Raw genomic sequence first — 12,768 nt, forward strand, 5'->3', positions numbered from 1 at the left:
GTCGACACCGTGCAGGACGAGCAGCACTGGGTGACCCTCCTCGACCCGGAGGGCAACGAGTTCTGCGTCCTGGGTGAGCGGAAGAGCTGAGCGGAAGTACTGGCGGAGCAACGGCGCTACTGGTTCCGCTCAGACTCGCGCTGCTGGTAGTCGCGCGGAGACAGTCCGTGGAAGCGAGAGAAGGCGGCGCTGAACGTGGATAGGTGGGCGTACCCGATCCGGCGCGCGACGGCGCTGGGCGGGGCGCCCCCGGCGAGCAGGTCGCGAGCGATGCGCATGCGGGCGGCATAGCGCCAGCGACCCAGTGTCATACCCGTCTCGTCGCGGAAGGCACGGTGGATCTCAGCGCGGACATCGACATCCTGCGTCCCGCCAGGCTCGCCGATACGACGCAAGCACTCCATCGCGACAGCACGCGCGCGCGGATCGCTGGGCATCGGCACCGACAGCGCTCGCTGCGCGGCGACCTGTTCCGCGAACAGGTCGAGGATGTGGCGGGGGTTGTGGTCGTCGGGACGCAGTACGGACCGGGCGCTGATCGAGCAGAACATCAAGTAGTCGTCCCACGCGGGCGAGAACCGCACCTGCAGCGGCGCTGTCAGCTGGAGGTCGCCGGTGCTCGCGTTGCCCAGCGGCAGGGAGACGGAGTTCTCACGGAGGCCGGTGACATGGTCCAGTTCTGCGGGGATCCAGGTCGCCACCCCTCGCTCCCGCTCGTAGCGTCGGTCGCCGATGTCCAGGTACCCGCTGCCCCGATACATCCAGCTGAGGACGTGGACGTCGTTGGTGTGCGACGGTGTGCTGGCCGCGGGCAGCATCTCGGGCGCGGCGGGAGTGTCCGTCTTGCGCATCATCCGGATCAGGTCGTCGGTCTGCCGTGCCGCCGCTGCCCGTTGCGTAAGCCCACCGGCGCCAGGTCGGGCGGAAAGCTCCCGTCCGAACTCGTGAGGGGTCAGTCCGAACCGCCCCTTGAAGGCTCGGGTGAGGCCGTTGCGGCTGGCGAAACCCACTCGAGCGGCCACCTGGTCCACGTCGTAACCGGCGGCGAGGAACTCCACGGCAGCGCCGAGCCGGCAGAGCAGCCGCCACCGCTCGAACGTGAGCCCGGTGTCGGCGAGAAAGTCGCGGCGAAGGGTGCGCGCGCTGGAGAGCACCCGCGACGCCCATTGCTCGACCGTGAGGTCAAGCGCGGGGTCGCGAATCAGTTCCTCGGCGACTGCTCTGGCGCCGCGGGCTCGCGGCATCGCCGGCGATGCGGATCCCTCCGAGCTCGGATGTCGCCCGCCCTCGACGGGCGCCGACGAGCGCGAGCCAGGACGCCGCAGGAGCTCCTCGATCGCCTCGGGTGAGTACCCGTGGCCGCTGAATGGAGTGACCTGCAGGTTGAAGAGCTGGATCAACCAGTCCTGCCAGCCACTGGGAACGTCGAACCGCGTCGGTTCCGACGCCCCCCAGGCGCCGACGCCGACGTGGGGCCACAGCGGGAAGGCGACAGTGCCTGGCGCAGTGGTGATCGCCCGCTCTGCCCAGCCATCTGCGGGAATCCAGACGCCCTCGCCGGTCTTGAGGTGGAGCGCCGGCCCGCCGTCGAGACGCACGTGTGCCGCGCCGGTGCGAACCCAGACCAGCAGTGGCCGAACGGGCGCATCTGCCGTACCCAACCGCGCGCTCGGAATCGGCGGCGGGTCGCCGGCGCCTGCGGCGAACGACGAGGGCACCACCACGTCCTAACTGTTCGGCAGTCTGCGCACACTATTGCTAGTGAGGTTTGCCTAACCTTACCAGTGCGTGCCGTCCCGATGCCGACGCGCGGCTTCTGCCCTCGAAACGATCGAAAAGTTCGGTTCCCCACATGCCCAAGACCTCGCGCCGGCTCACCGTGCACCCGCTGACCCTGCGTGAGGTCGAGGTGGTCCGGACCGTCGACATCACCCCGGGGATGCGGCGGGTCACGCTGGGCGGCGAACAGCTGCGTGCGTTCACCACCGCGGACGGCTTCGTGCGGCCGGCCTTCGAGTCCTCGGGCTTCGACGACGACCTCGCGTTCTACTTCCCGTACCCAGGTCAGCGAGATCCGGCGCTCCCGGTCCAGGGCGAGGCCAAGTTGATCGTGCCCAAGAATCCTCGACCGCTGTCGAGGGCCTATACGGTTCGCCGGTGGGACCCCGAGGCCGGCGAGCTGGACGTGGACTTCGTCAAGCACGGGGTGGGCGCCGGAACGACGTGGGCCTATCGCACCCAGCCGGGTGACCGCATCCACCTCAGCGGCCCGAGCACGTCCAAGGCGTTCCCGGTCGGCGTCGACTGGTTGCTCGTGGCAGGCGACGACACCGCACTCCCCGCGATCGGCCGCCTGCTCGACGAGCTCCCGCCCGACGCCCGGGCGCAGGTGTTCATCGAGATCGCCGAGGACGCCCACCGCCAGAAGCTGCGCGAGCTGCCCGGGGTGGACGTGACGTGGCTGGTCCGCCCCGGCGTGACGGCCGGGACCGTGTCGCTGCTGACCGAGGCCGTCCGCGGTGCGGAGTGGTGGTCGGGCCAGGCGTTCGCGTGGCTGGCCGGCGAGCACACGGCCGTCCGGGACATCCGCCGGCACCTGGTCGAGGACCGTGGCGTGCCCAAGGAGGACATCGACTTCGCCGGCTACTGGCGTCGCTCCCAGGTCGTCGCCCTGGCGAGCGATGGAGCGCTACCCGACCCGGAAAAGACGGTCGCCCCGTTCCAGAAGCTCCACGATCTGACCGAGCTGGTCGCGCCGATCGCGATCCGCACCGCCGTTGAGCTGGGCGTCCCCGATCTGGTCTCCCGCGGCGTGACCAGTGTGACCGAACTGGCCTCCAAGGCCGGCGCCGACGAGCGTGCTCTGGGCAAGCTGCTGCGTTACCTGCACACCCTGGACGTGGTGACCGAGACAGAACCGGGTCACTACGCTCTGACGCCTGTCGGCGATGTCCTCACTCTCGAGTTCATCGCGGACCGGCTCCACTCCGCCGGCGTGGTCGGCCGCGAGATGCTCGGGATTCACGGCCTCACGGAGTCGGTCCGCACCGGCCGGCCCGCCTACGCCTCGATCACCGGCCAGACTTTCGCCGACGTGCGAGCCGAGCAGGACTACGAGGACCGTCACCTGGAGCGCCTGGCGAAGTTCCAGCCCGCACTGGCCGAACCGATCGCCACGTCCGGCCTGCTCGCCGGGGTCCAGCACCTGGTGATCCACTCCGGTGGTGCCGGCGCTCACGCCCGTGAGTACGTCGCAGCCCACGAGAGCCTGCGCGTGACGATCTGCGCCCTGCCCGCCCAGGCCGACTGGCTGCGCCGTGACCTGCCCGCCACGATTCCCGACGAACGGCAACGCGCGCGGGTCAGCGTGCTGGAGCAGTCCGTCTTCGAGCCCAGCCCGGCAGCCGACGCCGTGCTCGTCAGCCGCGCCTTCAAGAACCTGCCCGATGCCGACGCCGCTCACGCACTACGCCGGGCAGCCGAGAACCTCGCCCCCGGGGGGCGGGTGCTGCTGATCGAGGAGGTCTTCGACACCGGCGACCTCGACGAGCACGACGGCGAGGAAGACCTGATCGGCCTGGTCTGCCACGGCTCCGGCCTTCGCACCGCAGCGGAGCTGGACGCTGTCATCGCCCGGGCCGGCCTCACACACAGGTCGGCGCACACCGTCGGCCGGGGCATCACCGTCCACGAACTCCTCCGCTCCAGCGCCGGCTGAACCCCTCCCTCCCGAGAAGAAGTGAAAGAAGAGACCACCCATGAGCAACATCCCCCTGAGGAGGCGCGGCGCCGCCCTTGCCGCCGCGCTGATGAGCGCGTCGCTCGTCCTCACCGCCTGCGGCGGTGACGGCGACGACACCGGCGTCAAGGCCGCGGAGACCTCCAGCGTCAAGGCCGCCGAGACCCGCAGCGTCAAGGCCGAGAACGGCACCATCGAGGTTCCCGTCAACCCCCAGCGGGTCGTCACGATCGGCAACACGAACCTCCCCTTCATCGATCTGGGCGGCAAGCCAGTGGGCGTCACCGAGGCATCCGACTCCGAGCTGGGCGTGCTGCCGGAAGAACAGAGGACCGTTTACGAGGCAGCCGAGATCATCGGCAGCAACGGCGGTGAGGTGGACCTCGAGAAGCTCGCCGGCCTCAAGCCGGACCTCATCCTGGTCCAGTTCCACTCGAGCGACTGGGACAAGGTCGGCAAGCGGCTCGAGGCGATCGCCCCGACCGTGCTCTGGGGGCTCGACACCGAGTGGAAAGCCTTCGCCGACGCCATCGCGGAGGCCGGCAACGTCGCGGATGCGCTCAGCCGGCAGAAGGCGGAGTTCAAGGACAAGGTCGCCAAGATTCAGGCGACCTACGGCAAGATCATCGACGACACCTCGTTCGTCGACGTCTCCCGCGGCGACTGGAGCGATCCCGGAACGTTCTACATCGCGGACATCGGTTGCTCCGAGATCGCCCGCGACGACGTCGGCCTGGACCTCCCCGAGGCGGCCGAGGGCAGGGACCCCTTGGCCTACGAGTCCTTGCCGTTCGAGCAGATCGCAAAGCTGTCCACGTACGACGTGATCACCTACCCCGTCGACGCCGAGGGCCGGCCGACAGAGCCCTTCGTGCCGGTGATCGAGACCAACACCTGGAAGGCGCTGCCTGCCGTGAGCTCCGGTCGTGCGCTGGGGGTCTTCTGCCCCGGCAACAACTCCTACGGGCCCGTCATCCGGTACCTGGACTCGCTCGACAGCGCACTGGCGACCCTCCCAGCCGAGAAGTGACAGCCCTCGCCCTGCGGCAGGACAGTCCGGGCTCCGAGACGGTACCCGGACCGCGTCGTCGTCTGTTCGGCCTGGTCGTCGCGCTGGTGGTGCTGGTGGTCCTGCTGGTGCTGAGTGTCATGATCGGGTCGACGGCGATCGCGCCGTCAGTGGTGTGGGACGCGCTGTTCCACTCCTCGGCCGACATCGACCAGTTCGCGATCCGCGACTTCCGGCTGCCGCGCACGATCGTGGGTCTGGTCGTCGGCGTCGCACTCGGTTTGTCGGGCGCGTTGATTCAGGCCCTCACCCGCAATCCCCTGGCCGATCCGGGTGTCCTCGGCGTCCACGCCGGCGCGTCCTTCGCGGTGACGGTCGCCGTGGGCGTGCTCGGCGTCCGCGACGCCCAGGGCTACCTGTGGTTCGCGTTCGCGGGGGCACTGATCGTCACGCTCCTGGTGCTCGCTCTCGGGTCGACCCGGCACCGGCAGGGTTCCTCGCCGGTGTTCATGGTGCTCGCCGGGGTCTGCGTCGGCGCCGTGCTCGGCGGCGCCAGGGAGGCGCTCCAATTGACCAACCCGGACGCCTTCGACGCGATGCGGTTCTGGAACGCCGGGTCGATCGTGGGTCGCCCGCCCGAGGTCGTATGGCCGATCCTGCCGTTCTTCGCGGTGGCACTCATCCTGGCCTTCGCGGTGTCGGGCCCGCTCAACGCCCTGGCTCTGGGTGACGAGCTGGCGGTCGCCCAAGGGGTCCGGTTGGTACGCACCCGTGTGCTCGCGGTGATCGCCCTCACCCTGCTCGCCGGTGGCGCCACCGCGATCGCCGGACCCATCGCATTCGTCGGACTCATGGTGCCGCACGTGGCCCGCTGGATCGTCGGCCCGCACCAACGCTGGATCTTCGCCTACAGCATCCTGCTCGCCCCGAGCCTGCTGCTGGTCTCCGACATCCTCGGCCGCATCGTGATGAGACCCAGCGAGATCCCCGTGGGTGTCGTCACCGCCTTCGTCGGCGCTCCCGTTCTCGTCGCGCTGGTGCGGCGGAAGAAGGCGAGCGGACTGTGAGCACGCACATTCCGCGGGTGGACTTCGGGCGGCGGGTGCTGGTGCTGCGGCGCCGGCGGATCGCGGTACGGCTCCAGTGGCGCTCGGTCGTCGTCTGCGCGGTGCTCGCGGTCGCGGTCGCCGGTACGGCGGTGCTCGCGCTGATGACCGGCTCGTACCAGTTGAGCCCCGGGCAGGTGCTCTCCGCGCTGACCGGCCGGGAGACCGCCATCGTCCACGACATCGTGGTCGAGTGGCGGCTGCCCCGGGTGGCCGCGGCACTGGTGTTCGGCGCGGCTCTGGGGGTGAGCGGGGCGGTCTTCCAGTCACTGTTGCGCAACCCTCTCGCCGACCCCGGCGTCATCGGGTTCTCCCAAGGCTCCTACACCGGCGCGCTGATCGTGATCCTGGTCGTCAACGGCACCTACGCGCAGTTGGTCGGCGGGGCGTTGCTGGGCGGGATAGCCACCGCCGTGGCCGTGTACGTGCTCGCCCACCGGCGAAGGGTGCAGGGGTTCCGGCTGATCATCGTCGGCATCGGCGTCTCGGCCATGCTCGGGTCGCTCAACACCTGGCTGATCCTCAAGGCCGACCTGGACCAGGCGATGTCCGCGGCCGCGTGGGGTGCCGGGTCGCTCAACGGCGTGTCCTGGGACCAGGCCGTCATCGGCGGCGCCTGCATCGCCGTACTCCTGCTGCTGGCCGGGATGTTGAGCCGGCCGATGCGGCAGATGGAGCTGGGGGACGACGCGGCCACCTCGCAAGGGGTACGGGTCTCGCCCGCACGCCTCGCCTTGATCCTGGTCGGAGTGGCGCTGACGGCGACGGTCACGGCCGCGTCGGGGCCGATCGCGTTCATCTCCCTGGTCGCCCCGCAGATCGGACGCCGACTCGCCCGCACCGCCGGGATCACCCTCGCCCCCGCCGCCTTCGTCGGCGCGCTGCTGTGCCTGGCGTCGGACTACCTCGCCCAGCACGTCGCCCCCACCCCGCTGCCGGTCGGCATCATCACCGTCGTGCTCGGCGGCGGCTACCTCGGATACCTGCTGTTCACCGAAGCCAGGAGGCGCCTGTGAGCGTGACCCCGCCCGACACCGCGCGCCTGCGTGTGGAGTCGGCGACGATCGGCTACGACAAGCGGGTCATCTCCGAGCGCCTCTCGGTGGCGATCCCCGACGAGTCGTTCACGGTCATCGTCGGCCCGAACGCGTGCGGCAAGTCCACCCTGCTGCGCGGCCTGTCCCGGCTGCTGAAGCCGTCGGCCGGGCAGGTCGTCCTCGACGGCGCCGACATCAACTCCTACAAGACCAAAGAGGTGGCGCGGAGGGTCGGACTGCTGCCGCAGACCTCGATCGCCCCGGACGGGATCACCGTCGCCGATCTGGTGGCCCGGGGACGGTACCCCCACCAGGGGTTCATCCGGCAGTGGACCGAGAGCGACGAGCAGGCCGTGCTCAGGGCGATGCACCAGACCTCGGTCACCGACCTGTCCGGGCGCCTGGTGGACGAGCTGTCGGGCGGGCAGCGCCAGCGCGTGTGGGTGGCGATGGCGCTCGCGCAGCACACCGGCATCATGCTGCTCGACGAACCGACCACCTTCCTCGACATCACCCACCAGATCGAGCTGATGGAGCTGTTCACCGACCTGCACCATGTCGGCCACACCCTGGTCGCCGTACTGCACGACCTGAACCACGCCGCCCGCTACGGCACCCACCTGATCGCCATGAAGGACGGCACCGTGGTCGCCGAGGGCACTCCGGCCGAGGTCGTCACGGCCGAACTGGTCGAGGAGGTGTTCGGTCTGCGCTGCCTAGTGGTGCCCGATCCGGTGGCCGGCAGCCCCCAGGTGGTGCCGCTCGGCCGCGAACGAACCCGACAGAGGTCCGCTGACAACACCGACATGGAGAGCGCGAGACATGGCTGATCCGTTTGTCGAGAAGCTGTCGACCGGTGAGTGGAGCCCGGAAAGGTTCAGACGACATCTCCAGGAGACGAGTGCACCGCTTGTCGAGCGGATCTCCGCGGACGAGGTGGAGGTAACGTTCGTCGACGAGCCCGGAGACGACACGACGGTCACCCTCTCGGTGGTGATCGGCCCCAGAATCGGCTTCAACCCGATCGGCACGGAGTTCGCCTCGGCGGCGCGGACGCCGTTCCGCCTTCTCACCCTGCGGATGCGTTCCGACCTGCGCTTCTCGTACGTGTTCGCACGACGTGGGCCGACGGGTGAGGGCGAACAGGTTCCGGACCCGTTCAACCCGCCACCGAGGTTCTCGGAGTGCTCGGTGGAGCGCTTCTCCGGGGCCTCGGTGGCAGTGCTGCCCGACGCAGTGCCGTTGCCCTGGCTCGATCAGGCCGAAGCGCGACCGGCCCCGGCAGTGGAAACTGCCGCGCTGGCGAGTGAGCTTCTGGGAGACGAACGCCGCATCTGGGTCTCGATGCCCCCGGGAGAGTTCTCGGACGAAAGCGCACTGCCCTTCGTGATCCACCTGGACGGGACGCCGGACCACAGCGCGCCGAGCGTTCGTGACGCCCTGGTCCGGGAGGGACTGGTCCGACCCTGCGTGGTGATCCTCGTCGATCAGCCCGCGCCGCAGCGCGACAAGGAGCTGCTCTGCAACCCGGCGTTCTCCCAGATGCTGGTTCAGGAACTGCTGCCGTGGCTCCACCACCGGTATCCGCTCTCGCGAGACCCCGGTGACGTTGCGCTGGCCGGCGAGAGCTTCGGCGGTCTGTGCGCCGGCTGGACAGCGCTCCACCACCCGACGACGTTCGGCAACGCCATCCTCCAGTCCCCGTCGTGCGGGTACCACCCCGACCTCACCTGGGGCACCGGGGCAGGTGAGCTGCTGCGCCGCACCCCCGTCCCGACACTGATCGCCGACTACCTGGCCGCGGAGACGGCACCGATCCGCATCTTCCACGACGTCGGTGAGCTGGAGAGCTCGAACACCCACAGTCGCTGGCTGGACCACGTGCTCACCGGGAAGGGCTACGACACTCTCTACAGAGAGTTCGCCGGCGGACACGACTACGCCTGGTGGCGAGGAATGTTCGCCGATGCCCTGCTCTGGTTGTTTCCGCTCAGGAGCAGGGACCGGAGCCGGGCGTGAGGTACTCCTTGCGTTTCTCGGGCGCCGACACCGCAGGACTGGGGCGAGGACCGCTGACCCGCCGGCTGCCCGTGCTCCTGCTCGCTCCCGCCGAGCCGCTCGATGCCCGGCCGTTCGAGTCCGGGCCGGGGATCACCCCGGGCCGGTTCCTGCTGCGCGTGATCTTCTCGGTGAGGCGGGTCAGCGTTCCCGCGATGCTGCTGGCGATCGTGTGGCAGGTGGGCGAGTCCGCGGTCCCGGTGGTGATGGGACTCGCGATCGACCGGGCCCTGGCGACCGGGGATGAGGGACAGCTGGCCCTGTGGCTCGGCGTGCTGGTGGCCCTCTACGCCGCGCTGACGTCGGCGGCGAGGCTCTCGCTGCGGCTGACCGCCTATGCGGTGCAGGTCCTGCAGCACCGGCTCCGCGCCACCCTCTCCACGGGCGTGCTGCACCCGATCGGCGGCACCGCCCGTGCGCCGGACGGCAGCGTGGTCTCGTTGATGACGAACGACGTCGCGCGCCTGTCCAACGCGGTGATCCTGACGATCATCCCGGTCTCGAGGATCACGGCCATCGGATTCATCGCGGCATCACTGCTGGCGACGCACTGGCTGCTCGGACTCGCGGTGCTGTTGGGGGCGCCGGTCGCGGTCTGGTCGATGGGCGTGCTCAGCGAGCGGCTCTCCCGGGACACCCGCGAGTACCAGGAGCTGCTGGCCTCCACGGTCGGACAGGCCACGGACCTGGTCGCCGGCTACCGGGTGATCAAGGGGGTGCGTGCCGAGGCCGAGGCGAGCAGCCGGTACCGGCAGGCAAGCCAGGAAACCCTTGGCGGCGCCAGGCGCAACGCGGGGCTGCTGGGGAGGTTCCTTGTGGGCTCGGGCGTGGTCAGCGGCACGTTCGTCGCCGCGGTGATGGGGCTGGCGGGCTGGTTCGCCGTGGACCGGCAGCTCAGCATCGGCGGGCTGATCACCGCCGTCGGCCTCACCCAGGCACTGCTGCCGCAGATCCAGGCGATCGCGAGAACGTCCATCCCCAACCTCGCCGGCGCCCGTGCCTCGTCAGCGCGCCTCCTCGACGTGCTGCGGGACGACGCCACGTCGATGGCCGGGCCCGATGACGCGACCCGGCGGGAGGTCACCGCGCTGCCGAAGCTGGACGTGGTCGTGCCGAGCATCTCCGGGCCCGGAGTGACGATCCGGGTCGAGCCCGGCGAGCTCGTGGGCGTGCGCGCCGACGACCGGACCGCCGCCCGTGTCGTCGAGGCGCTGCTGGACCCGCGGGCCGAGGGAGGGGTCGAGGCGCGGCTCGACGGGATCGCGGCGCGGGAGCTGTCCCCGGTCGAGTACCGCTCCCGGGTCACCGTGGCGCCGCACCGCGCCACGCTGTTCAGCGGCACCCTCCACGACAACGTCGCCGTGATCGCGGGCACGCCCGAGCGGGTGGACGCCGCAGTGCGAGCCGCCGCTTGCGACGACTTCGCGGCAGACCTCGACGTCCCGGTCGGCGAGGGCGGCAACCGGCTCTCCGGCGGCCAGCGCCAGCGGGTCGCGCTCGCCCGCGCCCTGGCGAGCGACGCGCCGGTGCTCGTGCTGCACGACCCGACCGCCGCAGTCGACTCGGTCACCGAGCACACGATCGCAGGCCGGCTGCGCGGTGTCCGGGCAGGCCGCTCAACGCTGCTGATCGCTTCGACCCCGGTGCTACTCGCCGCCTGCGACCGCGTCGTCGAGCTGCCTGACGACCTACCCGCGCCCTCAAGGACGGCGCGGTGAGCGGCACCTCCACCGTGCCCGAGACCTCGGCATCCGATGCCGGGCTGCCCGGGCTGCCGGTCGCGAGCGGCCGCGAGACGGTCAGGGAGGTGTGGCGGCTCAGCCACGGGTACCGGCTCCAGCTCGCCGCGACCGGGGCGCTGGGGATCGTCAGCACCGGCGTCGACCTGATCGTTCCCGTGGCGATCGGATTCCTCGTCGACCGCGTGCAGGCCGGCACCGCGGATCTCGCCACAGTGCTGACGGTCACGGTCGTCATGGCGCTCTCGGCAATCCTCGGTGCCGCGGGCACCGCGCTGACGATCGTGCTCGCCACCCGCGTCTACCACTCCATCCTCGCCACGCTGCGCGAGCAGCTCGTGGGCCAGGCGATGGCGCTCCCACAGTACCTCGTCGAACGCGCCGGCACCGGAGACCTGATCTCGCGGTCCAGCGACGACGTCACCGCGGTCGCTGACGCCGCCCCCGCCGTGATCCCGGTGCTCACCGTCACCGCCTTCACCATCGTCGTGTCGATGGGCGGACTCGCGGCACTGGAATGGCCCTACGCGGCCGCCTTCGCCGTCGTGCTGCCGGTCTACGTGCTGGCCGTGCGGTGGTACCTGCGCACCGGACCAGGGGTCTACCGCGCCGAGCGCACGGCGATGAGCGCGCGTGCCCAGCGGATCCTCGAGTCCCAGCGCGGCTACGCCACCGTGCTCGGTTTCGGGCTCGCCGAGCAGCGACACCGGGCTGTGATGACGGACTCCTGGCGCGTCGCGGGGCAGTCGCTACGCGCGCGCACCGTGCTGAGCATGCTCAATGCCCGGCTCAACCTCGGGGAGTGCCTGAGCCTGGCCGCCGTACTCGTCGTCGGCTTCGTCCTCATCGACCACAACGCATCGACCGTCGGCGGCGCCACCACTGCCATGCTGCTCGTGCTACGCCTGCTCGGACCGGTCAACCAGCTGCTGCTGGTCATCGACACCCTCCAGTCCGCCCTCGCATCGCTGAGCCGCATGATCGGGGTCGTCACGATTCCGTTCAGCTCGTCGGATGTCCCAGTACAGGCCGCGAACACCGTCGTACAGCTCGGTGAGGTCTCGTTCCGTTACGGCGAGGGGCCACGGGTGCTCGACGACATCACCCTCGACATCTCGTCCGGTCAGCGCGTGGCCGTCGTCGGCGTGTCCGGGGCGGGCAAGACCACGCTCGCCGGCGTGATCGCCGGCACCCATCTGCCTGAGGCCGGTAGGGTGACTCGCCCCAGCCGTACCGCGATGATCACCCAGGAGGTCCACGTCTTCGCGGGCACCCTGCGCGACAACCTCACCCTCGCCGCCCCCGGGGCCACCGACCGCGACCTCCACGCAGCGCTGGAAGCCACCGGCGCCGCATCGATCCTCGATGTTCTCCCCGACCGGTTGGACACCGTGCTAGGTGCCGGCGGACACCCGCTCACCGACGCACAGGCGCAGCAGCTCGCCCTCGCCCGCCTGCTGCTCACCGACGCTGATCTGGTGATCCTCGACGAAGCGACCGCCGAGGCCGGCTCCACCAATGCCGGACAGCTCGACCGCGCTGCCGATGCCGTCCTCGCCGGGCGCACCGCAGTCGTAGTCGCGCACCGTCTCTCTCAAGCGGCAACCTGCGACCGGATCATGGTGATGGAGCACGGCCGGATCATCGAGACCGGCACCCACGAAGAACTGGTTGATGCCGGTGGTGTGTACGCCGGGCTGTGGAGGGCCTGGGAGACCGCTCAGTGACGACAGCGCGACCAGGCCAGGATTCGCCGCAGTCCGCGGAGCTTGTCATCCTGAGTGAGCCGGTCGGGATGGCGGGTCAGCAAGGCGGCGAACTTACGCCGGCAAGCTGTTTCCGAACGCTCCTGCACGGCCGGGCGTGGACGCATGCCGAGGGGCCGACGCGGGCGCTGCAGCAGGTGGACGACATCGCCCGGCTCCGGCTGGAGCGGGTGCGCTGCGCGGCGCCGGCGCCGGCGCTGACGCTGACGCTGACGCTGGCGATCTGACGCCGCTGGGCGCCGATGTGGCCCAGGTCCTCGACGGCATCGAACAACTCGTCCCGGTCGACCTGGTCAGCGTCGCCACCGGTTCCC

10 protein-coding genes are annotated in these 12,768 nt (G+C 70.4%); 9 read left to right on the top strand and 1 reads right to left on the bottom strand.

Annotation, left to right across the window (positions count from 1 at the left end):
• Positions 1-116: 116 nt before the first annotated feature.
• Positions 117-1,724: an AraC family transcriptional regulator gene (locus AB0C28_RS53610; protein WP_357849440.1), complete on the bottom strand. Its 1,608-nt coding sequence runs from the start codon at positions 1,722-1,724 to the stop codon at positions 117-119.
• 128 nt (positions 1,725-1,852) lie between these two features.
• Between AB0C28_RS53610 and AB0C28_RS53615 the strand changes: the two genes are divergently transcribed.
• From AB0C28_RS53615 to AB0C28_RS53655, 9 genes are read left to right on the top strand one after another with little or no spacing between them, the layout of a single operon-like run.
• On the top strand, positions 1,853-3,718 hold the full coding sequence (locus AB0C28_RS53615) for a siderophore-interacting protein (protein ID WP_358084890.1): 1,866 nt from the start codon (positions 1,853-1,855) through the stop codon (positions 3,716-3,718).
• Positions 3,719-3,758: 40 nt separating this feature from the next.
• Entirely contained in the window at positions 3,759-4,769 is a 1,011-nt protein-coding gene (locus AB0C28_RS53620) for an ABC transporter substrate-binding protein (RefSeq protein ID WP_358084893.1), read from the top strand.
• Entirely contained in the window at positions 4,766-5,815 is a 1,050-nt protein-coding gene (locus AB0C28_RS53625; protein ID WP_358084896.1) for an iron chelate uptake ABC transporter family permease subunit, read from the top strand. The genes AB0C28_RS53620 and AB0C28_RS53625 overlap by 4 nt, the downstream gene beginning before the upstream one ends.
• Positions 5,812-6,870 (top strand): iron chelate uptake ABC transporter family permease subunit, encoded by a 1,059-nt coding sequence (locus AB0C28_RS53630; RefSeq protein WP_358084899.1) that lies wholly within the window; start codon positions 5,812-5,814, stop codon positions 6,868-6,870. The genes AB0C28_RS53625 and AB0C28_RS53630 overlap by 4 nt, the downstream gene beginning before the upstream one ends.
• Positions 6,871-6,872: 2 nt before the next feature.
• Positions 6,873-7,721 (top strand): ABC transporter ATP-binding protein, encoded by an 849-nt coding sequence (locus AB0C28_RS53635; protein WP_357850248.1) that lies wholly within the window; start codon positions 6,873-6,875, stop codon positions 7,719-7,721.
• On the top strand, positions 7,714-8,910 hold the full coding sequence (locus AB0C28_RS53640; RefSeq protein WP_358084901.1) for an alpha/beta hydrolase-fold protein: 1,197 nt from the start codon (positions 7,714-7,716) through the stop codon (positions 8,908-8,910). Before AB0C28_RS53635 ends, AB0C28_RS53640 begins: the two co-directional genes overlap by 8 nt.
• Complete coding sequence (locus AB0C28_RS53645) at positions 8,907-10,667, top strand: ABC transporter ATP-binding protein (RefSeq protein ID WP_358084904.1); 1,761 nt, start codon at positions 8,907-8,909, stop codon at positions 10,665-10,667. Before AB0C28_RS53640 ends, AB0C28_RS53645 begins: the two co-directional genes overlap by 4 nt.
• Positions 10,664-12,415 carry an ABC transporter ATP-binding protein gene (locus AB0C28_RS53650; protein ID WP_358084906.1) on the top strand — a complete coding sequence of 584 codons (1,752 nt, stop codon included), beginning with the start codon at positions 10,664-10,666 and terminating at the stop codon, positions 12,413-12,415. The genes AB0C28_RS53645 and AB0C28_RS53650 overlap by 4 nt, the downstream gene beginning before the upstream one ends.
• Positions 12,412-12,681, top strand: a complete 270-nt coding sequence (locus tag AB0C28_RS53655; RefSeq protein ID WP_358084908.1) for a hypothetical protein — start codon at positions 12,412-12,414, stop codon at positions 12,679-12,681. The genes AB0C28_RS53650 and AB0C28_RS53655 overlap by 4 nt, the downstream gene beginning before the upstream one ends.
• Positions 12,682-12,768 lie beyond the last annotated feature (87 nt).

Origin of the sequence: Nonomuraea sp. NPDC048892 (assembly GCF_040649735.1) — a bacterium.
GTDB lineage: Bacteria > Actinomycetota > Actinomycetes > Streptosporangiales > Streptosporangiaceae > Nonomuraea > Nonomuraea maheshkhaliensis.